Raw genomic sequence first — 26,600 nt, forward strand, 5'->3', positions numbered from 1 at the left:
AGGTGCCGATGTCTTACGTCATTGCAACACCGGCGGCCCTGGCCGCGGCGTCAACGAACCTGTTCGAAATCGGCGAATCGATCCGCGCCGCCAGCGCGGCCGCGGCGTCGCCGACGACGGGCATCGCGGCGGCGGCCGCGGACGAGGTCTCATCGGCGATCGCGCGATTGTTCGGCACCTTCGGCCAGGAATACCAGGCGGCCAGCGCGCAGGCCGCTGCGGCGAACGACCAGTTTGTCCAGGCATTCCAGCGGGGCGCGGCGGCATATGAGCGCATTGAGTTCGGCAACGCCGGGCTGCTGCAACCGCTGTTGGACAGCCCGCTGGCGACGGGCCTGATGGGCCTCGTCAATGCCCCCAGCGAGCTGCTGACGGACCGGCCGATCATCGGCGATGGCGCCGACGGCAGGGCGGGCACAGGTGAGAACGGCGGAGACGGTGGCTGGGTGTCCGGCAACGGCGGCAGGGGTGGTTCCGGCGCGCCAGGCCAGCAGGGTGGCGCCGGCGGAAATGCCGGCGCCAACGGCAATGGGGGCGCCGGCGGCGTCGGCGGTGATGCAGTTACCCCGGGTGGGCGTGGCGGCGACGGTGGGCGCGGCGGCAACGGGGGAACAACGACCGGTTTCGCCGGCACCGGCGGCGCAGGTGGGGCCGGTGCGCCCGGCGCACCGGGGCAATCCGGCGGCGCTGGCGGAAACGGCGGGGTCGGCGGGGCCAGTCAGATGCTGGGCCTTGCCAGCGGCGGCGCCGGGGGCGCGGGCGGTATCGGCGGGGCGGGCGGCGCCGGCCTTCCGGGTGCTGCGGGCGGAGCAGGTGGAGCCGGCGGCGTCGGTGGCGCCGGCGGACCGGGAAGCATCGCAGGAAACTTGGGCGTCGCAGGGGTCGGCGGTGACGGCGGTGTCGGCGGCACGGGCGGAGCGGGCATCAGCACCCCCGGTGCCGGCGGCGATGGCGGGGCGGGTGGGCACGGCGGCGATGCCGGAGCCGGCGGCGCCGGCGTCGGAGGCGGTGGCTTCGGTCGCGGCGGCAACGGCGGGGGCGGCGGCGCCGGAGCCGACGGTGCCGGCGGCGCTGTGGGCGCGACCGGGTTCGCGGGCGGCCGCGGCGGCGCCGGCGGTGCGGGTGGCAGCTCCGGAGCGGGCGGCACCGCGGGCAGCGGTGGAGTCGGCGGCGCCGGCGGTCACGGCGGCAATGGGGGCATCGCCCCCACCGGCCCCGGTCTGCAAGGCGGCGGCGGTGGTCAGGGCGGCGACGGCGGCGCAGGCGGAGCCGGCGGCGCGGGTAACACCGGTATCGGCGGCAACGCCGGGAACGGCGGTGCCGGCGGTGACGGCGGCAAGGCCGGCACCAGTAACGGAGCCGGCAGCGCAGGCGGGGCCGGCGGAAACGGTGGCGCGGCGGGAGCAGCAGGTACCGGTGCCGCAACGGGCCACGGCGCCACCGGCGGTCGCGGCGGCAATGGCGGGGACGGAAGCAGCGGCGTCAACGGCGGGTCCGGCAAGGCCGGGTTCGCCGGTGGCAGCGGGGGTATCGGCGGCAACGGCGGCGATGGCGGCGCGACCGGAGTCGGCGGCAACGCCGGGAACGGCGGCGCCGGAGGTGCCGGCGGCAACGGCGGCTCGGATAACAGCGGCGGTGGGGGCTTCACCGCCCCGTCCGGCGGCAGCGGAGGCAATGGCGGCGACGCAGGCAAGGCCGGCACGGGTCTGATCGCGGGTCGCGGCGGCGTCGGAGGCAACGGCGGAGTCGGTGGCGATGGCGCTAAGGGCCACGCAGGCGCCACCGGCGGTAGTTCCGGCGACAATGGCGGCAACGGCGGCGCCGGCGGCAACGGTGGCAGCGGCGGTCTTACCGGTACCGGCGGCAACGCCGGGAACGGCGGCGCCGGCGGAAACGGCGGTTCCGGTGGAGGTAAAGCCAACTCCGGTATACCCGGCGGCAAGGGCGGCGCCGGAGGCAACGGTGGCAACGCCGGCGTCGCAGGTACCGGAGCCATCCAGGGCAGCGGTGCCACCGGCGGAAACGGCGGCACCGGCGGAAACGGCGGCACCGGCAGCAACGGCGCGGCCGGCGTCGGCGGAACCAGAGGCGGGAACGGCGGAGTTGGCGGTAACGGCGGGTCCGGCGGCGTCAGCGGCACTGGTGGCAATGCCGGAAATGGCGGCACGGGCGGCAACGGGGGTAGCGCCGGCAGTGACACGGGCACGGGTGGCGCGACGGCGCCGTCCGGCGGCGATGGCGGCCACGGGGGTGACGCCGGGCAGGCCGGCACCGGTGGCAAAGCCGCAGGGCATGGGGGCAACGGCGGCGACGGTGGAGCCGGCGGCAGCGGCGCCGACGGCAACGCGAGCACTGTCATCGGCGCTGCGGGCGACACCGGCGGCGACGGTGGGACCGGCGGTAACGGCGGGAGCGGCGGAGCCACCGGTATCGCCGGCAAAGCCGGAAGTGGTGGTGCCGGCGGCAATGGCGGCAACGGTCTCACCGCTGCCGGGGCACCCGGCAGCAATGGTGGTGCGGGCGGCAACGGCGGCGACGCGGGCGCGGGCGGCGGAGGCACCGGTGGCAGCGGAGGCAACGGCGGAAACGGCGGCAACGGCAATGCGGGCACGGCCGGCAGCGCTGGGACCGAAGGTGCCCGTGGCGGGGCCGGGGGTAACGGCGGCAACGCCGCCGGCACCGGCAGCATCGGCGGCAAAGCCGGCAACGGGGGGGCCGGCGGGACCGGTGGGGATGGCGGGGCCGACACCGGCACGGGCGGAGCCACTGCCCCGGCCGGCGGCAAAGGAGGCAACGGCGGCGACGCCGGCACCGGCGGCAGTGGCGACACCGTTGGCAGCGGCGGCGTCGGCGGCGCCGGCGGGGCCGGCGGCAAAGGTGCGAACGGCAACGCTGGTGGCGTCGGGACGACCGGTGATCACGGCGGCGCCGGCGGCGCCGGCGGAAATGGCGGCAACGCCGCGGGTAAGGGCAGCATCGGCGGAAAGGCCGGCAACGGCGGCGCCGGCGGGAATGGCGGCACCGGCTACTCCGCTGCGGGCAGCAGTGGCGGCACCGGGGGCAACGGCGGCACCGGGGGTAACGCCGGCACCGGCGGCACCGGAGTCGTCGCCGGCGGGGGCGGCACCGGCGGCAGCGGCGGCACTGGCGGCAACGGTGGCAAGGGCAGCGAGGGTGCGGCCGGCGCAGCCGGAACCGCCGGCGGCAACGGCGGCACCGGCGGCAACGGCGGCAATGCGACTGGCACCGGCAGCATCGGCGGCAAGGCCGGCGATGGGGGCAACGGCGGCCACGGCGGAAAGGGCGGTGCCGACATCGGCGGCGGCGGCGGGGCCACCGCGCCGGCGGGCGGTGCCGGTGGAAACGGCGGCAACGCCGGCACGGCGGGTACCGGGACCACAAAAGGCAGCGGCGGCATCGGCGGTAACGGCGGTGACGGCGGCAGCGGTGCCACCGGCAGAGGCGGAACCGATATCGCCGGAAAGACAGGCGATACCGGCGGTCTGGGTGGGGCCGGCGGTATCGGCGGCAACGCCTCGGGCGCCGGTGGAAAAGCGGGCAACGGCGGATCGGGCGGCAGTGGCGGCGACGGCGGAGTCGGGGGCACGGATACCGGGACCGGCGGCGCGACAGCCCCGGCCGGCGGCACGGGCGGCCGGGGCGGCGCGGGTGGCCGTCCGGGCGCGGCCAGCGGTGGTGCCGCCGGCGGTATCGGCGGCACCGGCGGCACCGGCGGCACCGGTGGCAACGGCGGCGTAGGCGCCGGCGGCGACCATGGCGGCGCGGGCGGTGCGGGCGGCATCGGCGGCAACGGCGGCAACGCCTCCGGTACCGGCGGTAAGGCCGGCAACGCCGGCAATGGCGGTGCCGGCGGCCGCGGCGGTGACGCCGGCGCCGACATCGGCTCCGGCGGCTCCGGCGCACCGTCCGGCGGCACCGGCGGTAAGGGCGGCAATGCCGGAGCAGCGGGCTCAGGCGGTACCGGCGCGGGCAAGGGCGGCGTAGGTGGTTCCGGTGGAGACGGCGGCAACGGTAGCGCCGGCACTGCCAACAGCGGCAGAGGCGGCGGTAACGGCGGTGCCGGCGGCGTCGGTGGCACCGCCGCCGGCACCGGCAGCGTGGGCGGCGCCGGCGGCAAGGGCGGCGCAGGCGGCACCGGCGGCACGGGCAGCGATGCGGCCCTCAACTCGGGCCTGGCCGGCGGCAACGGCGGCGTCGGCGGACTCGGCGGCAACGGCGGCAACGGCGGCACCGGCGGCACCACCGGCGGCAAGGGCGGCGGCGGCGGCAACGGCGGCACCGGCGGCGTCAGCGGCATCAGCGAAGGCAGCGGAGCCGTCGGCGGCGCCGGCGGCAGGGCCGGCAACGGCGGCAACGGCGGCAACGGCGGCACAACCGGTGGCAGCGCAGGCAGCGGTGGCGACGGCGGCAACGGCGGTAACGGCGGCGCTGACGCCGGTAAGGGCGGCGTGACGGCACCGTCGGGTGGGGCCGGTGGCAATGGCGGCGACGCGGGCAAGGCCGGCACCGGCGGTGCCGCCGCGGGCAGCGGAGCAGTCGGCGGCACCGGCGGTACTGGCGGCAAAGGCAGCCCTGGCAACAGCGGCGCGGCCGGCACGGTGGGAGACACCGGCGGGAACGGCGGCGCGGGCGGCAACGGCGGCAACGCCACCGGCGTCGGGAGCATCGGAGGCAAAGCCGGCAGCGGCGGCGCGGGCGGCAACGGCGGCAACGGCGGCACCGGTGTCACGGGCGCCGGTGCCGGTAACGCCGGGGGTGCCGGCGGTGCGGGCGGCAACGCCGGCGCCACCGGCACGGGCACCACGCAGGGCAGCGGTGGCCGAGGCGGCGACGGCGGCACCGGCGGTTCCGGCGGCAACGGCCTCGCCGGTGCGACTGGCAAAGCGGGCGACATCGGCGGTGACGGCGGCAAGGGCGGCAACGGCGGAAGCGCCACCGGCACCGGAGGTGTCAGCGGCAGCGGCGGCGCCGGCGGCAACGCCGGCCATGGCGGGAACGCCGGCACCGACAACGGCCCGGGCGGCGTGAGCGCCCCGGCCGGCGGTGCCGGCGGAGTCGGCGGCAACGGCGGCAGTGCCGGCGCTACCAGCAATGGCGCCACCGCCGGCAATGGTGGCGGCGGCGGCAAGGGCGGCGACGGCGGCAACGGCGCTCCGGGCATCAACGCGGGCGCGTCTTTCGCTGCTGACGCGGGCGGCAGCGGCGGCGCGGGCGGCAAGGGCGGCAACGGCGGTAACTCCGGCCCGGGCGGGACCAACGGCGCCAGCGGCAGCGGCGGCCACGGGGGCAACGGCGGCACCGGCGGCAACGGCGGACCTCTCGGCGACGACGTCGGCAGGGGCGGCAACGGCGGCAACGGCGGCGCCGCGGGCATCGCCGGCAAGGGTGGCGCTCTCAGCGCCGTCGGCGGGACCGGCGGCAACGGCGGCCCTGGCGGCAAGGGCGGCAACGGCAGCCCCGCCGCGCCGGGCGGAGCCGGCGGCAATGGCGGTTCCGGTGGCGAAGGCGGGATCGGCGACCTCACCGCGGCAGGCGGCAACGGTGGCGGCGGCGGCCAGGGTGGTAACGGCGGCAACAACACAACGTCGATTCCCGCCAAGGGCGGTGTCGGCGGGCGCGGCGGCGACGGCGGCGCCGGCGGCGCGAGCACAGGCGCCGTCACGACCAACACCGGCGGTACCGGAGGCGGCGGTGGCGCCGGCGGCAATGGCGGCACCGGCAGTTCGAGCAAAGGCACGACTGCCCCAACCGTGGGCGGTATTGGCGGAGGCGGCGGCAACGGCGGTAGGGGTGGTGACGCCGGCAGCTTCAATGGCTCGACTTTCGTCGGTGGCACAGCCGGCAGCGGCGGGACGGCCGGTAACGGCGGCACCGGCGGCACCGGCGGCGCGGGCCTGACCGGCTCGGGCTTCCCCGGCGCAAAGGGCGGTGACGGCGGCACGGCCGGCACGGGCGGTGACGGCGGCACCAGCGGGGTCGGGGGCACCAACGGCGCCGGCACCAACGGCGGCACCGGCGGCTCCGGCGGCACCGGAGGCGCCGGCAGTTCAGGCGGCAAAGGCACCGGCGGCGGCGACGGCGTCACGGGCGGCCCCGCTGTCGGCGCCACCGGCGGCACCGGCGGCAAGGGCGGAACCGGCGGCCCCGGCGGTGTCTGACCCGGCTCAGTACACCAGGTCAACATCGGAGCGCCCACTCCGGAGTTACAGTTCGAGCACTGTCGACGCAGACAGCGCGTAACGATTGGGGGCTGCCATGTCTTTTGTGTCGGTATCCCCGGAACAGTTGAAATCCGCTACGGCGAAGCTGCGGACCGTGGGGTCTGCCCTGCAGTCAATGAATATTTCGGCGGCGATTCCCACCGAGAACTTGGCGGCCGCCAGCGCCGATGAGATCTCCGAGGCGGTAGCCAGCCTCTTCGCCGAGCACGGCCAGCAGTATCAGCAAGCGGCCGAGCAATTCGCCGCGTCCTACGAGCAATTCCGGATCAGGTTGCTGGAGACGGCACACGAGTACGCGGTCGCCGAGGCCGCTCTCGCCAAATATGTGGCCTCCAACGTGTCACACCTGATCAACGACCCGGTCCTGCAGGCAACCGGGCGCCCCCTGTTCGGCGACGGCGCCGACGGTTACACCACCGCCGCAGGGATGGGAACACCCGGTGGCGCCGGTGGTTGGCTGTTCGGCAATGGGGGCACCGGTGGCGTCAGCGTCCGCTACGGGGCGCCCGGAGGCGCCGGAGGCGCCGGCGGTCTGCTGTGGGGCAACGGGGGCACCGGTGGCCGCAACCTCTACGGCGGCATGCCCGGCGGTGCCGGCGGCTCGGCCGGCCTGATCGGCATCGGCGGCACCGGCGGGGCCAGCGGCCCCGGCGGCGTGGGTGGCGTAGGCGGTCGCGGCGGCCTGCTCGGAGAGCCCGGCACCGCAGGAATCAGTACGGCGCTGGGTCCCAATCAGACGCTGATCTATCCCGGTCAGTACGGCAGACCGATGCTGAATATCGCGGTGGGTGGAGGACCGACGTCGCCCGTCATCGTCGACTCCGGCGCGTCTGGCCTGGTGGTACCGCCGCACTACGTCGACCTGGTCGCTCTCGGCACCCCAACCGGATCCAGCAGCGTAAGTTACGGCGGCTCGCTGTTGGTCAACTATCAGACCTATCAGACCACCCTGAACTTCGGGAACGGCATCGTTACGGAACCAACCACCATCGGCGTCGCCACCTCCGCTACGTTGAGCGGAAGGGCGGTGGATCTGTCGTCCCTGCCCGCCTATCTCGGCGTGGGCCAGAACAACGATTATCCGTTCCCCGTTTCGGTGATCGATGCTCTACCTGACCACTTGGACGATGGAGTGCTGGTCAACCTACCGCGCGGCACGATGCAGTTCGGCCCCAATCCGCTGCCGCCCTATGTCGGAATGGGCGGCTCTCCGAGAACCGTTGTGCAAGTTCAGATTAACAACGAACTACCGCAGACCGTCGGCGCGTTCATCGATACCGGGGGTGAACTCGGGGCCGTCCCGCAGTCGCTGGTGCCGGGTCTCAACATCGGTAACCACCTGCCGGCGGGAACGGTAATCACGGTCTCCACCATCAATGGCGTGCCCCTCTACACACAGACTGTCACAGCTGACCACACCCCATTTGTTGTCGCGTCGGCGACGGGCCCCATGTATGGGCCCGGATATTACGTGTTCAACACGGGGTCGTACCCGTTCTCATTGTTGCCCGTCTATTTTCAGAACACCGCCGACGGAATAGGCAGGACGGTCGTCGTCCAGCAGATCTGACCCGCCGGAGTCATTCGGCCAGCTGCAGGCATACGGCCAACGCCCCCTCGCCGACGTGCAATGCGAGCACCGGACCCAACGGCGTGACAATGGCGGGGTCGCATGCGGGCAGCCGGTCTGCCAGCGTGGCGGCCAGATCGCGCGCGCCGTCGGGATTGCCGACATGGTGCACCGCCAGTGCGGCGGGGCGCTCCCCCACAATCTCGCTGACCTGGTCGACCATCGCCGCGACCGCCCCTCTGATGGTCCTTATACGTTGCGCCAGAACGAGTTTGCCGTCAACGATGTGCAGCAGCGGCTTGAGCGCGAGCGCGGTGCCCAACCATGCCTTCGCGCCGCCGATGCGGCCGCTACGGCGCAGGTTGTCCAAGCGGTGCACCACCATGTAGGCGTGCGTGCGGCGCACCCCGGCTGCCACACCATCGGCGACGTTGTCCAGATCGACCCCGTCCGCGGCCGCCCGGGCTGCGGTCAATGCCAGGAAACCGGTACCCATCGCCGTCGACTTGGAGTCGATCACCCGCACCGAGGGTACGAGGTCGGCGGCGGCCAGTTCGGCGGCTCGGCAGGTTCCGGACAGCCCGGACGAAATATGCACGGCGACAACACCATCGCCGTCGCTGTCGGTCAACGCTTGTCGGTAGGCGGCATTGAGCTCGGCCGGGGTGGCGGCCGCGGTGGTGGCATGTCGCTTGTGGATGTCGGCCGGAACATCGTCCACGCCGTCGCGCAGGTCCGCGCCGTCGAGCAGGATATGCAGCGGCACTTCACGAATCCCCCACCGGTCTCGCAATTCGGCCGGGAGGCGCGATGCGCTGTCGGTGACGACTACGACAGACATGGCGCCGCTCCTCCTCATCGCTTCGCGCTGCATCGTCGCCGGCGCTGGCCAACAATCAGCGCGTTTTCTCGTTCGGAATTCCGGCTTCGGCGAGTGCTTTGAGCATCAACTCGGCGACGCATTGATGGGCTTCGAAGTTCCAGTGGATCCCGTCCGGATTTCCGCGCCCGCTCATAATTTCCTCGGCGACAGCCGCTTTCAGATCGACCAGTGGAATCCCCTGCTGATCGGCCCATTCGGTGATCGCCGCGACGGTAGCCGCGCGCCCGTGGTGTGCTTTGCCGTAGGTCTCGGCGATGTGCACGGAGGGTAACGACGCCACGACCGGGATCCCGGGACGGTTGAAATCTATTGCCCCGCGAGTGCGTTCGAGATAATACGCGGTCAGCTGCGGCGGCAGCGCGGACCTGGCCATCGGCGAGAGCCGCGGCTGCAACCAGCCATAGCCGTCGCGCACCCAGCGCCGCAACCAGGGCGGCCGGACGTATCGGATCAACTCCCGCACTGCGGTGGGCCACACCGATGGCAGCGAATCCATGCCGCTGGTGGCGAAGATCACCGCGCCGGCCTTCGGCAGCGCCGCCCAGGACCGCGGGTCCTGGGTGGCCGCCCACCATACATCCCGACAGGTCCAGCCAATCCGGCCGATCAGTTCAACGTTCCAATCAAGTTGAGCGCCAACAATATTAGGCCAGATACGCGGGTCGTCGGCGGGCAGGCCGCCAGTGGGACCGTAGTAGGACAGCGAGTCGGCGAAGATCAACAGGGTGGGCCTGGCCCCAGGGTCAGAGGACGTCATTGGACACCTGCGCCGAAGCGTTCCACACATCCAGTCGCCAGCGGATGTCCGCAAAACCGGCATCGTCCTCGGAATGACCGCTCAACTGGACCCAGCTGCAGTTACCCATGCCCCCCAGGATGGGCCAGTTGGCAACCGGGATCTTCAGCAGCGCGGCCGACAACGCGGCGATCAAACCACCGTGAGCCACCAGCACGATCGGGCGCTCGGGCTGGCCCGTGCCACCCCACTCCGGCGCGCCGGCAACCAGCTCGGCCACCAGCGGCACACTTCGGGCGGCGACGTCGACCCTGCTTTCACCGCCATGCGGCGCCCAGGCCGCATCCTCGCGCCACGCCAACCGAGCGCCCGGGACATCGGCGTCGATCTGGGTGTGCGTCATACCCTGCCAGTCACCCAGGTGGGTCTCCCGCAGCCGGGGGTCCACCTGGACGGGCATGCCGGTCTGCTCGCCGAGCTTGGTCGCGGTGTCGAACGCACGCCGAAGATCCGAAGACACGATCAGCAACGGCTGGAGTTTGCCCAGCACGTCGGCGGCGGCCACGGCCTGGGCGCGGCCCAACTCACTGAGGTCCGTGTCGAGCTGACCCTGCATCCGGCTGCCGAGGTTGTAGTCGGTCTGCCCGTGCCGCAGCATCACCAGCCGGCGCGCCCTCATTCCGCAGTTCCGTCCCGCTGCTCCCCCAGGTCGACCGCCACCAGCGGGCAGTCGCCCCACAACCGGTCCAGTGCGTAGAAGTCGCGGTCGTCCTGGTGCTGGATGTGCACGACGATGTCGCGGTAGTCCAGCAACGTCCAGCGGCCCTCGCGGGCGCCCTCGCGCCGGGCCGGCTTGTAGCCTGCTCGGCGCATCTTCTCCTCGACCTCGTCGACGATGGCGTTGACCTGCCGTTCGTTGGACGCCGAGGCGATGACGAAGCAGTCCGTGATGACCAGTTGGCCCGAGACATCGATGACGAGGACGTCGTCAGCCAACTTCGATGCCGCAGCGGCGGCGGCCACCGTTGCCATGTCGATCGCTTCCTGATTTGCGCTCATGTGCTGTTTCCGGCCGTCACGCTGGGGGCGGTCGGGTTCTCGCTCCTCTCGGGGGTGCGGTAGAGGCGTCGTTTGGTGACGTACTGCACGACGCCGTCGGGCATCAGGTACCACAGCGGCCGGCGCTCTAGGGCCCGCCGCCGGCAGTCGGTCGAAGAGATCGCCAGGGCGGGAATCTCCACCAGCGTCAACGCTTCGGTGGGCAGCTCACCCAGAACTTCGGTGATGTGATCGTGGCGCAGCTCGTAGCCGGGCCTGCTGACACCGATGAAACGCGCCAGCTCGAACATCTCTTCCCAGCCCTGCCAGGTCAGGATGGACGCCAGCGCGTCCGCTCCGGTGATGAAGTACAGCTCGGAGTCCGCGTTGAGGGTCTGCAGATCCCGCAGCGTGTCCTTGGTGTACGTGGGGCCACCTCGGTCGATGTCGACGCGGCTGACCGAGAAGCGGGGGTTGGAGGCGGTGGCGATCACGGTCATCAGGTACCGGTCCTCGGCCGCCGATACCCGGCGGTCCTTCTGCCACGGCTGCCCGCTCGGCACGAACACCACTTCGTCGAGCGAGAACTTGTGTGCGACCTCGCTGGCAGCAACCAGGTGGCCGTAATGGATGGGATCGAACGTCCCGCCCATCACCCCCAGCCTGCGCAGCCGCTTTTGCATGGTTTGCCAGCTTACTGGAGCAACGTCGCCGCAGTCGGGTTGGCGGTTGCGGCGCGAGCAGCAGAAACGCCGGTGTTCCGCGGGTCACGCCCGTTCAGTCACGCCTGTCCGGGAGTTCCGTTTGTTCCCGCGAGCAGGCCCCGGGTACCACCGCTGCCGCCGGCGCCGCCGTTGGTCCCGTTTCCGCCGGCTCCGCCGTTACCGATGAACTGTGCGTTGCCGCCGTTGCCCCCGATTGCAACAGTGGTTCCGAAAGCGGGTCCTCCGTCGCCGCCCCGCCCGCCGTCGCCAATGATTCCGCCGCGCCCGCCGTTGCCGCCGGTCCCACCGTTGCCGAGCATGCCGCCGAACCCGCCGGTGCCGCCGGCCCCACCGTTGCCGTAGAGCCCGGCATTACCGCCGTTACCACCGGCGAACCCGGGGTTGCTTCCGACGTTGTCGCCACCGTCGCCGCCGGCACCGCCGTTGCCCGACAGCCATCCGCCGGATCCGCCGTCGGCGCCGGCCCGACCGAACCCTGCGCCGCCGGCGCCGCCGTTTCCGAACAGCCCGGCATTTCCACCGGCCCCGGGCGCGACCGCGGTACTGATAGAGCCGCCGCCATCACCGCCGTCACCTGATAGCAGACCGCCATTGGCTCCGGGCAAACCGTTGCCCCCATTGCCGCCGTTGCCAATCAGCAGCCCCGCCCTGCCCGCGGCGCCGCCCGGGGTGCCGGTGCCGCCGTCACCGCCGTCGCCGAACAGGTAGGCGTTCCCGCCGGCACCGCCGTAACCAATTCCGGAGAGGCTGCCGCCGGCGTTTCCGCCGTTACCGTGCAGCAGCCCACCGTTGCCACCGCTACCGCCGCTGCCCCCGCCCATGCTGAAGGACAACCCACCGGCCCCGCCTGCCCCGCCGTTTCCGAACAGTCCGGCGGACCCGCCGTTGGCGCCGTTGCCGGCGGTAGCGGTGTTGGAGGTGCCGCCCGCGCCGCCGTTGCCGGCGTTGCCCCACAGCAGACCACCTCCGGCGCCAAGTCCACCGCTGCCCGCGTCGCCGGCCGCATTGTTGCCACCCCGTCCGCCGCTACCGCCGTTACCGAACAGCCCGGCCGCACCGCCGGCGCCGCCGTTCTGACCGATACCGCCGGAGCCGCCATTGCCGCCGTCGCCAACCAAGAATCCGCCGGGACGGCCCGCCTCGCCGGTGCCGTCGACGCCGTTGGCGCCGTTGCCGATCAGGGGGCGGTTGAACAGCGCCTGGGTAGGCGCGTTGATCGCAGTGAGCAAAGCCTGCTGGACATTGGTCGCCTCTGCCGCCGCGTACGCCTCAGCCCCACCGGTCATCATCCGCACGAACTGAGAATGAAAATCCGCGGCGTGGGCGCTCAGAGCCTGATAGGACTGTGCGTGAATGCCGAATAGCGCTGCGATGGCCGCCGACACTTCGTCAGCGCCCGCGGCAAGCACACCCGTTGTGGGAAACACCGCGGCCGCGTTGGCTGCGCTGATGGTCGATCCGATGCTTGCCAGATCCCCGGCCGCAGCGGTTACCCATTCCGGCGCTGCAATGACGTACGACACATCCAGCTCCCGTCGCTGGGTTTACCTGGCCCGATCGGCGGATCGTATCGCTACCGCCCGGCATTCTGGCCGTTTCGGCCAAACATCGGCGGTGTCGGTATTCGGCGTCCATTTGCGGTTCGGCGTCCAATTGCGTCGATGCCCCCCATCAGAGCGAACGATCGTGTAGAAGGAGTGCTGTGGAAAATTCGCTGCCAGCCGCCGTAGATCAGCAACAAGAGTGGAAAGACGCCATGACCCGGCGGTTCTTCAGCCGATCCGTGGTCACCGGCGAGATTTCGCTGCCGGCCGTACCGAGCCTGCTCGACGAGTACGTAGAGATGTGCAGCCGCATCTTCGCGGGCGTAGGCCGGCAATTCAACGACGAGGAACTCGCCCACCTGCGGACCGTGCTGCAGAACCAGTTGGCCGAGGCCTACTCGATTTCGCAGCGCTCCAACATCGTGATCAGCTACAACGCGCCGGTCGGCCCGACCCTGCACTACCAGGTCAACGCCCGGTGGTTCACCGTCGCCGAAGCCTACGAGAACTGGATCAGCACCCGGGAACCACCGCTGTTCGGCACCGAGCCCGACGCCCGGGTGTGGGCGCTGGCCAATGAAGCCGCCGACGTCCGCGCCCATCCGGTGCTCGACATCGGCGCGGGAACCGGGCGCAACGCCTTGCCCCTGGGCCGGCGCGGACACCCCGTCGACGTGGTGGAGCTGACGCCGAAGTTCGCCGAAATCATCCGGACGCAGGCCCGCCAGGAGGGTCTCGACGTGCGGGTCATCGTGCGCAACGTCTTCGAGACCACCGACGACCTGCGCCAGGATTACCAGTTGATCCTGCTCTCGGAAGTGGTGCCCGATTTCCGGTCGCCGCAGCAGCTGCGCAGACTGTTCGAACTGGCCGCCGCCTGCCTGGCGCCCGGGGGGCAGTTGGTGTTCAACACCTTCCTGCCGCGCTACGGCTACGAACTCGACGACGCGGCGCGGGAATTCGGGCAGCAGGCGTACACGGGCATGTTCTCGCGCCAAGAGATGGCAACCGGGGCCGAAGGCCTGCCGCTGGAACTGATTGCCGACGACTCGGTGTACGAATACGAGAGCACCAACTTGCCGTCCGGCGCTTGGCCACCCACCAGCTGGTACGCCGACTGGGTCAGCGGTCTCGACGTATTCCCCGTCGAACGCGACAAGAGCCCCATCGAGATGCGCTGGCTGGTGTTCCGCAAGACCCGCTGAACCTCGGCGAGCAGACGCAAAAGCCCCTTGGAACAAGCGTTCCGGGGGGCTTTTGCATCCGCTCGACCGGGAAAGGCTACACCGGCAATAGCGCGTCGATCACCGTGGCCAGTTGTTTGGCCGACCGGCACTCGTGCATCGTGATGACCTCCTCATACCGGGGCACCGCCGAATCCCCGCTGCCCCAGAGGTGTCTGGGCTCCGGGTTGAGCCAGTGCGCATGCCTGGAGGCGTTGACCATGTCGGCGAGCACGTCGACGGCCGGATTGCGGTAGTTGGTGCGCCCGTCGCCGAGCACCAGCAGTGAACTGCGCGGCGACAACACATTCGGGTTCGCCTGCACGAACGAGACGAACGCGTTGCCGTAGTCCGAGTGGCCGTCGCGGGCGTACACGCCGGCCTCCCGGGTAATCCGCTGAATGGCCACCGCCAGGTCGGCCTCCGGCCCGAACATGTGCGTCACCTCGTCGGTGGTGTCGATGAACGCGAAGACGCGAACCCGCGAAAACTGTTGTCGCAGCGCATGAACCAGCAGCAAAGTGAAGTGGCTGAAACCGGCGACCGAACCCGACACATCGCAGAGCACCACCAGCTCCGGCCGCGCCGGGCGCGGCTTCTTCAACACGACGTCGATCGGCACGCCGCCGGTGGACATCGACTTACGCAGGGTCTTGCGCAGGTCGATCGACCCGGCGCGGGAGCGGCGCCGCCGGGCGGCCAGCCGGGTGGCCAGCGTGCGGGCCAGCGGCGCCACCACGCGGCGCATCTGACGCAACTGCTCACCGGATGCCCGCAGGAATTCGACGTTCTCCGACAGCTGCGGAATGCCGTACATCTGAACGTGTTCGCGGCCCAGCTGTTCGGCGGTGCGACGCTTGGTCTCCGCGTCCACCATCTTCCGCAGCTGGGAAATCTTCTGCGCCGCAATTGCCTTGGCGATCTGCTCCTGGCTGGGCGTGGGCTCGTCGCCGTAGGGGGCGAGCAGCCCCGCCAGCAGCTTGCCTTCCAGTTCGTCCAACGCCATCGCCTTGAGCGCCTGATATGACGAGAACGACGGACCGCGAGAGGAGTTGTACTTGCCGTATGCCTCGACGATGCGGGCGATCATCCGGACCAGTCGCTCGTCCATGTCGGCCAGGTCGGGGTTGTCGGCCAGCAGGTCCAGCAGCATCTGCCGCATCGCCTCGACATCGTCGGGAGGCAGCCCTTCGGGATCGGACTCGCCGCCGTCTTCGGAAACCACCGCTCGGGCCCCCAGCGCCGCGGGGAACCACAGGTCGAACATCGCGTCGTAGGTCTCGCGGTGGTCCGGTCGGCGCAGCACCGCGCACGCCAGGCCCTCGCGGAGCACCATGCGGTCCTCCAGGCCCAGGGTGGCCATCACCCTGCCGGCGTCCACTGTCTCGGACGGACCTACCGAAATTCCGCTCGCCCGAAGCGCTTCCACGAAGCCGACCAGATGTCCGGGCAAGCCGTGCGGCGCCAGCGGCCGGGACGGACGGATGCGCCGACTGGCCATCAGTTCAGCCTCAGCTCACCGGTCGCCCGCTGCTGGTCGGACTGGTGTTTGAGGACCACGCCGAGTGTGGCGGCGACGACCGCGTCGTCGATGGTGTCCATGCCCAGCGCCAGCAACGTGCGTCCCCAGTCGATGGTCTCGGCGATCGACGGCACCTTCTTGAGCTGCATGCCGCGCAGCACGCCGATGATGCGCACAAGTTCCTCGGCCAGATGCTCGGGCAGTTCGGGCACCCTCGAGAGCAGGATGCGCCGTTCCAGCTCGGGGGTCGGGAAGTCGATGTGCAGGAACAGGCAGCGCCGTTTGAGCGCCTCGGACAGCTCGCGGGTGGCGTTGGAGGTCAACACGACCAGCGGTGTGCGGGTTGCGGTGATGGTGCCCAGTTCCGGAACCGTCACCGCGAAGTCGGACAGCACCTCCAGCAGCAGGCCTTCGATCTCGATGTCGGCCTTGTCGGTTTCGTCGATCAGCAGCACGGTCGGCTCGGTGCGCCGGATCGCGGTCAGCAACGGACGCTGCAGCAGGAATTCCTCGCTGAATACGTCGTCCTTGGTGGACTGCCAGTCTCCAGAGCCGGCCTGGATACGCAGGATCTGCTTGGCGTGATTCCACTCGTAGAGCGCTCGCGCCTCGTCGACGCCCTCGTAGCATTGCAATCGGACCAGGCCCGACCCGGTTGCCTGGGCGACGGCCCGGGCGAGTTCGGTCTTTCCGACGCCGGCGGGCCCTTCCACCAGCAGCGGTTTGCCGAGCCGGTCGGCCAGGAAGACCGCGGTCGCGGTGGCGGTGTCGGGCAGGTAGCCGGTTTCGGCGAGCCGGCGCGAGACGTCAGCGATGTCGGCGAACAGCGGCACGGGCCGCGCAGGGACGCTCATGGGGCTCCTTTGATTGAGACTTCAGGCCGGACGGGTGTGGCCGTCACCCCACACGATCCACTTGGTCGAGGTCAGTTCCGGCAACCCCATCGGGCCGCGAGCATGCAGTTTCTGGGTGGAGATGCCGATCTCGGCGCCGAAGCCGAACTGCTCGCCGTCGGTGAACGCGGTGGAGGCGTTGACCATCACGGCAGCCGCATCCACCTGCTGGGTAAACCGTTGCGCCGCAGCGAGATTGGTGGTGACAATGGCCTCGGTGTGGCCAGTGCCGTACTCGTTGACGTGCGCGATCGCGGCGTCCACCCCGTCGACGACCGCGACCGCGATGTCCATCGCCAGGTACTCGCGGCGCAGGTCGTCTTCCCCTGCGTCCAAGTGGACTGTGACGCCCGCGGTCTCCAGCGCGTTGAGCAACCGCGGCATCGCCTCCCCGGCGATCGCGGCGTCGACCAACAGCGTCTCGGCGGCGTTGCAGACGCTGGGCCGCCGCGTCTTGGAGTTCAGCAGGATGCGCTCGGCGACGTCGAGGTCGGCGGCTTCGTGCACATAGACGTGACAGTTGCCGACACCGGTCTCGATGGTGGGTATCTGCGCATCCCGCACGACGGCCTCGATCAGGCCCGCTCCCCCGCGCGGGATCGCCACGTCGACCAGACCCCGGGCCTGGATCAGGTGGGTGACGGTGGCGCGGTCGGCCGAGGACAGCAATTGGACGGCGTCCGCGGGCAGCTCCTGGCTCTCCAGGGCGCCGCGCAGCACCGTGACCAGCGCCTCGTTCGACCTGGCCGCCGACGAGCTGCCACGCAGCAGCGCTGCGTTACCGGACTTGAGGGTCAGCCCGAACGCGTCCACGGTCACGTTAGGGCGACCCTCGTAGATCATTCCGACCACGCCCAGCGGAACCCGCTGCTGGCGTAGCTGCAGCCCGTTGGGCAGGGTCGAGCCGCGCAGTACCTCACCGATCGGGTCGGGCAGTCCCGCGACCTGCCGCAAACCGGCGGCGATTCCGTCGATGCGCTGCGGGTTGAGCGCCAACCGATCGAGCATGGCGGCGGCGGTGCCGGCGGCGCGTGCCGCATCCAGGTCTTCGGCGTTGGCGGCCAGGACCTGATCCGCACGGGCCAGCAGCGCATCGGCGGCGGCGTGCAGCGCGCGGTCTTTGACCACTGTCGGGATCGACGCCAGGACGCGGGCGGCCACCCGGGCACGGCGGGCGGCGGCGTGCACCTCTTGGCGTAGATCGGGATTCTGCTGCTGGGTCGCGCCGCTGCGGGCCGGTGCTTGCAGACTCATTACCCCAGGGTATCGGGCTTTAGCCCACCGGGTGCGACCGCGGTCGTTGCCTTGGCACGTTCACGACGGGCCAATCGCGCCTTATTCTGTCGCTCGTCGATCAGCCGGCCCAGATCCTGCAGCAGCATCGGCTTGTCCATCACGATCTTTTCGAGGTGTTCGCGCTCGATCTCCAGCGCGGTGACTTCCTCGAGGGCATAGGCGCCGGCCAGGTTAGGTTGCCGTGTCAGAGCGGTGACCCCGATGAACGAGCCCTCGTTGAGGGTGGCGAAAGGCAGGGCAGCCCCGTCCGCGTCCGTCACTGTCATCTGCACCCTGCCGGCCACGATGAAGGTCATCGCAGTAGGCACCATTCCGGCGTACTGCACAATCTCGTCGGTGCCGTAGCGCACGACCCTGGCATACGGCGCAAGGAACTGTTGGTCAGCCAGGGTGAGGCGCAGTTCAGTGGCGACCACGGTGCGTAACGCTTTCATGACGCGGTCCGGAGTGGAGAAGTCATCGTCCGCTCCGTCCAGATGCAGTTCCCATCGGCGCGCGGCGTACCAGATCCAGCGCACGAAGGTGGACTGGGTGGGGCCCTCGTCGGCCGGCGAGCTGACCCTGATCGTGGTGCGGTACTCACCGCCTCCCAGCGCGACCGACGTCGGTGCGGTCCCAGGCATCATGAGCGGCAGTGCGCTGGCCACCAGGGTCAGCATCGCACAGACTTTGTCCGGCGAATCCCCCGCGGCGAACGTGGTGTTGACCGAGCATTTGTGCGGGCCGGGTGGGCGGCTGAGGTTGGTGAACGCGGTGGTCGCCAGCATCGAGTTCGGCATGATCCGCAGTCCGCCGCCGGTCTGGATGTGCACCGCGCGCCAGTTCACCTCGATGACGCGACCCCGGGCGTTCTGGGTGTCCAGCCAATCGTTGATCCGGAATGGCTGCTCGAAGAGCATGAACAGGCCGGAGACGATCTGGCCGACGGAATTCTGCAACATCAGGCCGATCACCACCGACGTGATGCCCAGCGCGGTGAACACCCCGCCGACCCGCACCCCCCAGATGACGGACAGGATCACTGCCAGTCCGACCCCGATCAGGGCGAAGCGGCCGACGTCCAAGAAGATCGTCGGGAGCCGTTTCCGCCAGCTGTCCTCCGGCGCTCCCTCGAACACCGTCGCGTTGAGCCCGGACAGCAACAGCACCAACACCAGGAAGCCGAACACGGTGGTGAGAATGCGCACCGGGACTTCACCCGCCGAGATCTGCGAGGCCTTGACCAGGATCAGTAACAGTGCCCCCAGCGGCAGCAGCCAGTTGCGGATCACCCCGACCTGGCGGGCCAGCCGGTTACCCCGGCGGGTGAGGATGTGGTGCAGCTCGGTGAGCAGGATCAGGCCGACCGGAAATCCGATCGCCACACCGATCGCCCAATAGAACCAATCCGAGTGGAAGAAGTTCACTATCGCTCCGACAAGCGGTAAATGGCCTGCTCTGCACCACCGACGGAAATCGTGCCGGCCGGCGTGAATTGGCGCGTGTCGCGCATCGCCTCATACACCTGCGATGCGACATAGATGCCGGGTTGCGGTGAGCCACTGTGCATCTGGTAGGCCAGGCTGACCGCGGCACCCCACATGTCGAAGACGAGTCCGGACTTGCCCACCAATCCACTGACCACATTGCCGGTGTTGATACCCACCCGCAGGCGCAACACGTGTCGGCTCTGGTTGTTGAAGCGCTCGATGATCCGCCGCATCTCGAGAGCGAACTCGACACTGCGGTGGATGCTGTCAAGGCGTGGTGTGACGACCCCGCAGCTGGCCAGATAGCCGTTGTGGAAGGTGCGAATTCGTTCCACCCCAAGGGCTTCGGCTGCCGAATCGAACTGGCGGAAGAGGTCGTCGACGATCCCGACCAGTTCGTCGCCCGCAACTTTGCTCGAGATCTCGTCGAGTCCGACGATGTCGGCGAAGATGATGGCGACGTCCTGATGCTGCTGCGCGATGGTGGCTTCACCCTCGCGGTACCGCTGTGCCACCGACTCCGGCATCAGCGCAAGCAGCAGCCGATCGTTTTCCCGGCGCTGCTCGTTCAGCAATTCTTCCTTGATCGCCAGGTTACGGCTCATCTCGTTGAATGCGCCTGTGAGATCCCCGATTTCGTCACGTGAAGTGATCGGGATATTGACCTCGTAGTCGCCGGAGCTGATTTTTTGGGCGCCCTTCTCCAGGCGGCGCAGCGGTCGCACCGCCGCCTGGGCGATGACCATGGCCGCCACAGAGATGACGAAGACCATCGCCGCGACAGCGACCGCAAGCGCTTTGGTGAATCTCCCGATTCGCGCGAAAGCATCGGAGTCGTCCCGGGTCGCCAGAATCGACCATTGCAGATCCGAATTCGCAACGACCAGCGGCGCGTAGGCCTCCAGCTCCTTGTTGCCGGTGTAGTCGGTGCCGATCGTCACTCCGGTCTCACCACGCTGCGCCGCCTTGAGACCGGCGCTGCGCACGGGTTGCACCAACGTCGTACCGCCCAGCCGAATGGCCCGGTCCGCCACATCGGGGGCGGTGCCGGCCGCGACCACCTCGCGCCGGTACTGCTTCGGGTCCTCCAAGAAAAGCCTTGAATTGGAACGCATCAGACCGTCCGGGCCGGCCAGGTATGTCTCGGTCGCAGCGCCCATGCCGGCGGCTTTCCACTGCTTGTTGGCGGTCATGACGTAGTTGATCTTCGCGATCGGCACCGGCAGTGCCATCACGCCGTCGAACCTGCCGTCCAGACCGATCGGCGAAACCACCCACGCGGTCGGCACGTCGAGCTGGGGCTGGTACGGCTCGAAGTCGGTGATCCAGACGAACTCAACGTCGTTGGAGCGCAACGCCTTCAGGTATGCCTCGCGCAGATTCGATTCACGGTAGGGCCCGGTCAGGATGTTGGTGCCGAGGTCAGGCCCTTTGTCCACGGTGTAGACGACATTGCCGTCCATGTCGAACAGCAGGGCGTCCCGGTAATTGAATCGGTTGACGATACTGCGCATGTAGTAATCGAAGCGGACATTGGCGGCCGACCAGGCGCTACCGTCACCCGGATCCACCGGCGGGTCGGTGTTGGGCCTGGTCGCGGCGGTGTAGTTGGCCTGAAGGTACTTCTCGGCGTTGGTTTTCGGCAGCAGCGCGTTGAGATCGAGCTCTTCCCCCGTTACCCGCTGAATAGGCTTGATCATCTGTTCTTGGTAGTAGTTTGCGAGCGCCTGTTGTTGCGGCCCGCTGATCGTCGCGTTGTTCAGTTGATTGAAGCCCGCGGTCAGCGCGATGACGGCCTGGTCGACGCTGAAGCCGCCGCTGTAGACGATCAGCGAACTCGTCACCTCGCGGAACAACGCCTCGATCTGCCGCTTCTGGGACTCGCGCAACTCGATGAGTCGCTCGGACTCGACCTCGCGCAAGGCGTTGCGTCCGGAGATGGCGCCGATGTAGCCGATGACCGCGATGGACAGGATGCTCGACAACAGGAGCGCGACGAGGATCTTGGACTGGATGCTGATCCGGAAACGGAAGCCTGGTAGAAGACGGCGGACGCGCTTCTTCCCCGGAGCGCGTGGTGCCTCCGGTTCCGATTCTGTTGGCTCACCCGACGTCAATCGGCTTCCCTCCTGCCACCGGTCTGTCACGGGGTCCCCGATCACGGTGCAGAGTAGCGCTCAGACCGGCCGATATCGGCGTTTTGCTGAAAAGCGACGCCGGTGCGTGTCCGAGAATTCACCGATCGGTGATGGCCGGCGCGATGGCATTCAGTGGACGGCCCGCTCCCAGTCCACGACGAACCGATGTGCGGGATCGGAAGGATCGACCGCACACGGGAGTTCGAGCCCGGCCGCCAGATAGGGCACGTGCTCGTCTGGTATCGATTGGACGCTTCGCCCGACGATCGGCGCCAGATTCGGGAACCTGAACTCCATCTCGATGACGTACTGCGGGGCGTCGAGAAGCTCGGGCATGGCGGTTGCCTCTCGGCCTAAGCCCCGCAACGTATTTCCCGTCGCGGCGAATGACCGCAGGACGCCCGGTATCCGCTGACCCGATGTCAGCAAGTGCACTGCCGACGCCCAGCGTCCCGACGCACCGCCGTGCCGTTGCTTGTGCTCGTTGTACGCCGCGGCCAGGGCTGCGACGCTCGGCGGCCCGGTGATCGCCGTCCGGCGTACCGGCCCGCCGGGCTCGATCCGGACCTGCCGCGGTCTGCTGGAATCGACTCGAACTCCGACGATCGAGCCCGGCTGGATCGCGGCCATCGAGATCGGGTGAACCGCCTGCCTGACCGTCGCCTCGTACCGATCGCGGCCGGGAATTTCGACGCTGAGGATGATCTTGCAGACGTCCCGGTCGTCGATCATCGTGCCGGTCGAGTGCACCGACACCACCCGCGCCGTTGCGGTCAGCTCCGCACCGGCGAGCCGCGGCTTCTTGATCCGGTAGCAGCTCACGGCGACGAACACCGTGGCGACGGCTGGGATGCCCCAGCTCAGCACGGGGATCAACGACTGCATGGCGGCACCGTAGCCGGGGCCGCGCGGCTACCGTGCCCAAGTTTCTCCGTTGACAACTAACCTCGACGACATGTCTACGCGGGTCTGCGTGGTGGGCAGCATCAACTGGGATCTGACGCTGGACGTCGCGGGTCTGCCGCGTCCGGGTGAGACGGTGCTGGCGTCGTCGCTGGCGTACGCACCCGGCGGCAAGGGCGGAAATCAGGCGGTCGCGGCGGCACGCGCCGGCGCGCACGTGCGGTTCGTCGGAGCGGTCGGTGACGACTCCGCCGGCGAGCGGTTGCTGGCCCACCTGCGGGCTGCGGGGGTCGGGGTGGACGGCGTCGTCCGTCGGCACGGGCCCAGCGGCACGGCGATCATCGTGGTCGATGCGGACGGGGAAAACACCATCGTGGTGGCTCCGGGCGCCAACGCGGCGCTGTCGGTGTCCTCGACTGCGATCGACGACTGCGATGTGTTGTTGACTCAGTTGGAGATTCCCGTGTCGACGGCACTGGCGGCCGCACGGCACGCGAAGTCAGCCGGCGCGGTTGTGATGGTCAACGTCTCGCCCGCCGGGCAGGGCGGTGACGCGCTGTCCGAGCTGGCCGGCGTCGCCGACGTCGTGATCGCCAACGAGCACGAGGCCAGACTGTGGCGTTGGCGGCCTGCGCATTTGGTGGTCACCTTGGGGGCGCGCGGTGCCCGCTATGTCGGCACCGATGGCGAGTTCGAGGTGCCGGCCCCGGGTGTGGCTGCGGTGGACACCACGGGCGCCGGCGACGTCTTCACGGGTGTCCTGGCCGCGAGTTGGCCCGCTCGTTCCGGGTCCCCCGGCACCCGGCGCGCGGCGCTAGTACGGGCCTGCGCAGCCGGTGCGTTGGCGACCCTGGTGCGCGGTGCCGGTGATTGCGCACCGGACGCTGCCGCTATCGAGGCCGCAGTCTCGGGGTTGTCACGTCAGTAACGGGACCCAGGTGATGCTCGGCGCCGGAACTCGATTCACTCTCGATAGCAACAAGATTCGGCCTTCGCAGCAATCCGAACTTGTCGGTGCCCGATCGTAGAATTGGGGTATGGCAGCGAGCACGCGTGAGGAGATCGTGGAGGTCTTCAACGCACTCGATGCTGAGTTAGATCGATTGTGTGGCCTGACTTTTGATGCGTTCACCACCCCGGAGTGGATGCGCGGCATGGAGCGCCTGGAAAAGGTGGCCCGCCGGCTACGGACCCCGCAGCACGCGCTGATCACCCACCTTGGCGCCGCCACTATAGAAGAACTCGGCGCCGCACTGCCGGCCGCCCTGGCTGATCGGCTGCGCATCACCAAAGCCGAAGCCAACCGCCGCATCGCCGAAGCCGAAGAGCTCGGGCAGCGCCGCACGCTCACCGGGGAGCCGCTGGCACCCAAGCTGGCCGCGACCGCCGCCGCCCAACGCGAGGGCCGGATCGGCGACGGACACGTGAAGGTGATCCGCTCCTTCATCGCCCACCTGCCTAGCACCATCGACATGGGCACCTGGGAGGCGGCCGAAAAAGACCTCGCCGGCAAAGCCTGCGACTTCCGCCCCGACCAAGTCGCCAAATACGCCCACGAACTCATGGAGCTGCTGCACCCCGACGGCGACTACACCGAGGAAGAACGCGCCCGCACACGTGGCCTGGCCCTGGGCCCCCAGCAATACGACGGCATGTCACGCATCAGCGGCCTGATCACCCCCGAACTGCGCGCCCTGATCGAAGCCGCCTGGGCCAAACTCGCCGCCCCCGGCACCGCCAACCCCGACGGCGAGCGCGCGCCCGACACCCGCAGCCAACCCCAACGCAACCACGACGGCATGGTCACCGCGATCCGGGAACTGTTCGCCTCCGGCGAGCTGGGCACCCACAAAGGGCTACCCGTCTCCATCATCGTCACCACCACCCTCAAAGACCTCGAAGCCGGAGCCGGCAAGGTCCGCACCGCCGGCGGCACCCGGGTCCCCGTCACAGACCTGATCCGCTGGGCCGCCACCTCACACCACTACCTGGCCGTCTTCGACCAGGCCAAGCCTTTGGCGCTGTTTCACACCAAGCGGTTTGCCAACCTGGCCCAGCGAATGATGTTGATCGCCAAGGAGGGTGGCTGTACCCGCCCGGGCTGCACCGCACCCGCCTACCACGCCGAAGTGCACCACGTCTCCGGGTGGACCCACTCCTTCTACACCGACATCCACGACCTCACCCTCGCCTGTGGACCGGATAATCGCCTCGCCGAGAAGGGCTGGACCACCCGCAAAAACGCCCAAGGCGACACCCAATGGATCCCACCCGCCCACCTCGATCACGGCCAACCGAGAGTGAACACGTTCCACCACCCGGAGAAACTCTTCGCACCCGAAGACGACGAACCGGTTTGACCGCGCGAAAGCCGGTCAGCCTTCGGGCACCTCGCGCTCGATCTCATCGAGCCATATCCGCGCGCACATGTCCGACGGGGCGCGCCAGTCCCCGCGTGGCGACAGCGAACCGCCATGAGAAACCTTGGGACCGTTGGGCAGTGCCGATCTCTTGAATTGGCTGAACGAGTAGAACCGCTGCACGAAAACCTGCAACCAGTGCCGGATCTCCGACAGCGAATACGTCGGCCGGTTGCTCTCAGGAAAGCCGGGCGGCCACTCGCCGCGGTCCGGGTCACTCCAGGCATGCCACGCGAGGAACGCGATCTTGGACGGCCGGAAACCATGCCGCAACACCTGATACAGCGAAAAATCCTGCAGCGCATATGGACCGACCTTGGCCTCACTGCTCTGCAGCTCCTCTTCCTCCCCGGCCGGGACCAGCTCAGGGGTGATTTCGGTATCCACCACCGACTGCAGCACGTCGGTGACGTCCTTTTCGAACTGGTCCGAGGAGATGACCCACCGAATCAGGTGCTGGATGAGTGTCTTGGGCACACCGCCGTTGACGTTGTAGTGCGACATCTGGTCGCCGACGCCGTAGGTGGACCAGCCCAGCGCGAGCTCGGAGAGATCCCCGGTCCCCAGCACGATGCCGCCCCGCTGGTTCGCCAACCTGAACAGGTAATCGGTACGCAGGCCGGCCTGCACATTCTCGAAAGTGACGTCGTACACTTTCTCGCCACGCGCGAACGGATGGCCCATCTCGGCGAACATCCGCGCGGCGGTCTCGCGGATGTCGATCTCATCGAACGTGATACCCAGCGCCTTGCCCAGCTTGATGGCGTTGTTCTTGGTGTGGTCACCGGTGGCGAATCCCGGCAGGGTGAACCCCAGAATGTCGCTACGCGGCCGGCCCTCCCGATCCATCGCCTTGGCCGCGACGATCAACGCGTGCGTCGAATCCAGTCCCCCGGAGACGCCGATGATCAGCTTCGGATAGTCGAGCGCCCGCAACCGCTGCTCCAGCCCCGCAACCTGGATGTTGTAGGCCTCGTAGCAATCCTGTTCCAGCCGTTCACGATTGGACGGTACGAACGGGAAGCGTTCGATAGTGCGCCGGAGACCGATGTCGCCCGTCGGCGGGTCGAGGCGAAACACAACCCGGCGAAAGCCATCCGTGGACGCTCGATGGTGGCGCCGATTGTCGTCGAAGGTGCCCATCCGCAACCGCTCGGAGCGCAGCCGTCCCGTGTCGACATCGGCGACCGAACGGCGCTCCCCCTTGGGGAAGCGCTCCGAGGAGGCGAGTTCGGTGCCGTTCTCCCAGATCATGGTCTGGCCGTCCCAGGCCAGGTCGGTCGTCGACTCGCCCTCACCCGCGGCGGCATACACGTAGGCGGCCAGACACCGTGCCGACGCCGAGCGGGCGAGCAGCGACCGGTCTTCTGCCCTGCCGATGGTGATCGGGCTGCCGGACAGGTTCGCCAGCACGGTCGCCCCGGCCAGGGCCGCTTCGGCGCTGGGTGGCACGGGCACGAACATGTCCTCGCAGATCTCGACGTGGAGCACGAAATCCGGCAGGTCCGAGGCGCTGAACAACAGGTCGGGTCCGAACGGAACGTCGCTGTCGGCGATCCGGATGGTGCCGCGCTCGCCGTCTCCGGGTGCGATTTGCCGACTCTCGTAGAACTCCCGGTAAGTCGGCAGGTAGGACTTGGGCACTACGCCGAGCACGGCTCCGCGATGAATGACCACGGCGGTGTTGTAGATGCGGTGCAGGTGCCGCAGCGGGGCGCCGACGACCAGCACCGGCAGCAAATCCGCGGACGCGGTGACAACCTCGGTAAGCGCCTCCACGACAGCATCGAGGAGCGCGTCTTGCAGCAGGATGTCCTCGATGGAGTACCCGCTCAAGGTGAGTTCCGGAAACACCGCCAGGGCCACGCCGTCGTCGTGGCACTGGCGGGCCAAACCCAGAACCGATGCCGCGTTAGCCGCCGGGTCCCCGATCGAGGTGTGCTGCGTGCACGCGGCGACGCGCACGAACCCGTGCCGGTATGCGGAGTAGAAGCTCAT

General features: G+C 69.4%; 18 protein-coding genes. 5 read left to right on the forward strand and 13 right to left on the reverse strand.

Annotated features, from left to right (window positions below; genetic code table 11):
* Nucleotides 1–8: 8 nt before the first annotated feature.
* Together JX552_RS20910 and JX552_RS20915 are read left to right on the forward strand one after the other, a co-directional pair.
* A complete protein-coding gene (locus JX552_RS20910) occupies nucleotides 9–6,179 on the forward strand; it encodes a PE family protein (RefSeq protein ID WP_205873812.1) in 6,171 nt (2,056 codons plus the stop codon).
* A gap of 97 nt (nucleotides 6,180–6,276) precedes the next feature.
* On the forward strand, nucleotides 6,277–7,812 hold the full coding sequence (locus tag JX552_RS20915) for a PecA family PE domain-processing aspartic protease (RefSeq protein WP_205873813.1): 1,536 nt from the start codon (nucleotides 6,277–6,279) through the stop codon (nucleotides 7,810–7,812).
* 10 nt (nucleotides 7,813–7,822) lie between these two features.
* Here the strand turns inward: JX552_RS20915 and JX552_RS20920 are convergent, their stop codons facing one another.
* The 6 genes from JX552_RS20920 to JX552_RS20945 form a co-directional block, all read right to left on the reverse strand.
* A complete protein-coding gene (locus JX552_RS20920; RefSeq protein WP_205873814.1) occupies nucleotides 7,823–8,653 on the reverse strand; it encodes a DegV family protein in 831 nt (276 codons plus the stop codon).
* A gap of 55 nt (nucleotides 8,654–8,708) precedes the next feature.
* A complete protein-coding gene (gene octT / locus JX552_RS20925) occupies nucleotides 8,709–9,452 on the reverse strand; it encodes a diglucosylglycerate octanoyltransferase (protein ID WP_205873815.1) in 744 nt (247 codons plus the stop codon).
* On the reverse strand, nucleotides 9,439–10,110 hold the full coding sequence (gpgP, locus tag JX552_RS20930; protein WP_205873816.1) for a glucosyl-3-phosphoglycerate phosphatase: 672 nt from the start codon (nucleotides 10,108–10,110) through the stop codon (nucleotides 9,439–9,441). Before gpgP ends, octT begins: the two co-directional genes overlap by 14 nt.
* Complete coding sequence (rsfS, locus tag JX552_RS20935) at nucleotides 10,107–10,490, reverse strand: ribosome silencing factor (RefSeq protein ID WP_205873817.1); 384 nt, start codon at nucleotides 10,488–10,490, stop codon at nucleotides 10,107–10,109. The genes gpgP and rsfS overlap by 4 nt, the downstream gene beginning before the upstream one ends.
* Nucleotides 10,487–11,152 (reverse strand): nicotinate-nucleotide adenylyltransferase, encoded by a 666-nt coding sequence (nadD, locus tag JX552_RS20940; protein WP_205873818.1) that lies wholly within the window; start codon nucleotides 11,150–11,152, stop codon nucleotides 10,487–10,489. Before nadD ends, rsfS begins: the two co-directional genes overlap by 4 nt.
* 98 nt (nucleotides 11,153–11,250) lie before the next feature.
* A complete protein-coding gene (locus JX552_RS20945; RefSeq protein ID WP_205873819.1) occupies nucleotides 11,251–12,717 on the reverse strand; it encodes a PE family protein in 1,467 nt (488 codons plus the stop codon).
* A gap of 233 nt (nucleotides 12,718–12,950) precedes the next feature.
* Between JX552_RS20945 and JX552_RS20950 the strand changes: the two genes are divergently transcribed.
* Complete coding sequence (locus tag JX552_RS20950) at nucleotides 12,951–13,943, forward strand: class I SAM-dependent methyltransferase (RefSeq protein ID WP_205878595.1); 993 nt, start codon at nucleotides 12,951–12,953, stop codon at nucleotides 13,941–13,943.
* 76 nt (nucleotides 13,944–14,019) lie between these two features.
* On the opposite strand, the gene JX552_RS20955 is transcribed toward JX552_RS20950, so the two are convergent.
* The 6 genes from JX552_RS20955 to JX552_RS20980 all read right to left on the reverse strand — a co-directional run bounded on the left by JX552_RS20955 (nucleotide 14,020) and on the right by JX552_RS20980 (nucleotide 22,164).
* Nucleotides 14,020–15,462 (reverse strand): vWA domain-containing protein, encoded by a 1,443-nt coding sequence (locus tag JX552_RS20955; protein WP_205873820.1) that lies wholly within the window; start codon nucleotides 15,460–15,462, stop codon nucleotides 14,020–14,022.
* On the reverse strand, nucleotides 15,462–16,337 hold the full coding sequence (locus JX552_RS20960; RefSeq protein ID WP_065133807.1) for an AAA family ATPase: 876 nt from the start codon (nucleotides 16,335–16,337) through the stop codon (nucleotides 15,462–15,464). Before JX552_RS20960 ends, JX552_RS20955 begins: the two co-directional genes overlap by 1 nt.
* 21 nt (nucleotides 16,338–16,358) lie before the next feature.
* Complete coding sequence (locus tag JX552_RS20965) at nucleotides 16,359–17,630, reverse strand: glutamate-5-semialdehyde dehydrogenase (protein ID WP_205873821.1); 1,272 nt, start codon at nucleotides 17,628–17,630, stop codon at nucleotides 16,359–16,361.
* Nucleotides 17,630–19,078, reverse strand: coding sequence for a mechanosensitive ion channel domain-containing protein (locus JX552_RS20970; protein WP_205873822.1), 1,449 nt, complete (start codon nucleotides 19,076–19,078; stop codon nucleotides 17,630–17,632). The genes JX552_RS20965 and JX552_RS20970 overlap by 1 nt, the downstream gene beginning before the upstream one ends.
* Nucleotides 19,078–21,258, reverse strand: coding sequence for an adenylate/guanylate cyclase domain-containing protein (locus JX552_RS20975; protein ID WP_205873823.1), 2,181 nt, complete (start codon nucleotides 21,256–21,258; stop codon nucleotides 19,078–19,080). Before JX552_RS20975 ends, JX552_RS20970 begins: the two co-directional genes overlap by 1 nt.
* Nucleotides 21,259–21,408: 150 nt before the next feature.
* Nucleotides 21,409–22,164 carry a hypothetical protein gene (locus JX552_RS20980; protein ID WP_205873824.1) on the reverse strand — a complete coding sequence of 252 codons (756 nt, stop codon included), beginning with the start codon at nucleotides 22,162–22,164 and terminating at the stop codon, nucleotides 21,409–21,411.
* A 70-nt stretch (nucleotides 22,165–22,234) separates the two neighbouring features.
* On the opposite strand from JX552_RS20980, the gene JX552_RS20985 reads away from it, so the two are divergent.
* Complete coding sequence (locus tag JX552_RS20985) at nucleotides 22,235–23,110, forward strand: ribokinase (protein ID WP_205873825.1); 876 nt, start codon at nucleotides 22,235–22,237, stop codon at nucleotides 23,108–23,110.
* 109 nt (nucleotides 23,111–23,219) lie between these two features.
* On the forward strand, nucleotides 23,220–24,542 hold the full coding sequence (locus JX552_RS20990) for an HNH endonuclease signature motif containing protein (protein WP_205873826.1): 1,323 nt from the start codon (nucleotides 23,220–23,222) through the stop codon (nucleotides 24,540–24,542).
* Between the two features lie 15 nt (nucleotides 24,543–24,557).
* Here JX552_RS20990 and JX552_RS20995 read toward each other — a convergent pair whose 3' ends face one another.
* A complete protein-coding gene (locus JX552_RS20995) occupies nucleotides 24,558–26,600 on the reverse strand; it encodes an NAD(+) synthase (RefSeq protein ID WP_205873827.1) in 2,043 nt (680 codons plus the stop codon).

The sequence above is a fragment of the Mycobacterium gordonae genome (assembly GCF_017086405.1).
Taxonomy (GTDB): Bacteria; Actinomycetota; Actinomycetes; order Mycobacteriales; family Mycobacteriaceae; genus Mycobacterium; species Mycobacterium gordonae_D.

Coding starts and splice junctions, on each gene's coding strand:
- JX552_RS20910 (WP_205873812.1), top strand. CDS start 9: ATGTCTTACGTCATTGCAACACCGGCGGCCCTGGCCGCGGCGTCAACG.
- JX552_RS20915 (WP_205873813.1), top strand. CDS start 6,277: ATGTCTTTTGTGTCGGTATCCCCGGAACAGTTGAAATCCGCTACGGCG.
- JX552_RS20920 (WP_205873814.1), bottom strand. CDS start 8,653: ATGTCTGTCGTAGTCGTCACCGACAGCGCATCGCGCCTCCCGGCCGAA.
- octT (WP_205873815.1), bottom strand. CDS start 9,452: ATGACGTCCTCTGACCCTGGGGCCAGGCCCACCCTGTTGATCTTCGCC.
- gpgP (WP_205873816.1), bottom strand. CDS start 10,110: ATGAGGGCGCGCCGGCTGGTGATGCTGCGGCACGGGCAGACCGACTAC.
- rsfS (WP_205873817.1), bottom strand. CDS start 10,490: ATGAGCGCAAATCAGGAAGCGATCGACATGGCAACGGTGGCCGCCGCC.
- nadD (WP_205873818.1), bottom strand. CDS start 11,152: ATGCAAAAGCGGCTGCGCAGGCTGGGGGTGATGGGCGGGACGTTCGAT.
- JX552_RS20950 (WP_205878595.1), top strand. CDS start 12,951: ATGACCCGGCGGTTCTTCAGCCGATCCGTGGTCACCGGCGAGATTTCG.
- JX552_RS20955 (WP_205873820.1), bottom strand. CDS start 15,462: ATGGCCAGTCGGCGCATCCGTCCGTCCCGGCCGCTGGCGCCGCACGGC.
- JX552_RS20960 (WP_065133807.1), bottom strand. CDS start 16,337: ATGAGCGTCCCTGCGCGGCCCGTGCCGCTGTTCGCCGACATCGCTGAC.
- JX552_RS20965 (WP_205873821.1), bottom strand. CDS start 17,630: ATGAGTCTGCAAGCACCGGCCCGCAGCGGCGCGACCCAGCAGCAGAAT.
- JX552_RS20980 (WP_205873824.1), bottom strand. CDS start 22,164: ATGCAGTCGTTGATCCCCGTGCTGAGCTGGGGCATCCCAGCCGTCGCC.
- JX552_RS20985 (WP_205873825.1), top strand. CDS start 22,235: ATGTCTACGCGGGTCTGCGTGGTGGGCAGCATCAACTGGGATCTGACG.
- JX552_RS20990 (WP_205873826.1), top strand. CDS start 23,220: ATGGCAGCGAGCACGCGTGAGGAGATCGTGGAGGTCTTCAACGCACTC.
- JX552_RS20995 (WP_205873827.1), bottom strand. CDS start 26,600: ATGAGCTTCTACTCCGCATACCGGCACGGGTTCGTGCGCGTCGCCGCG.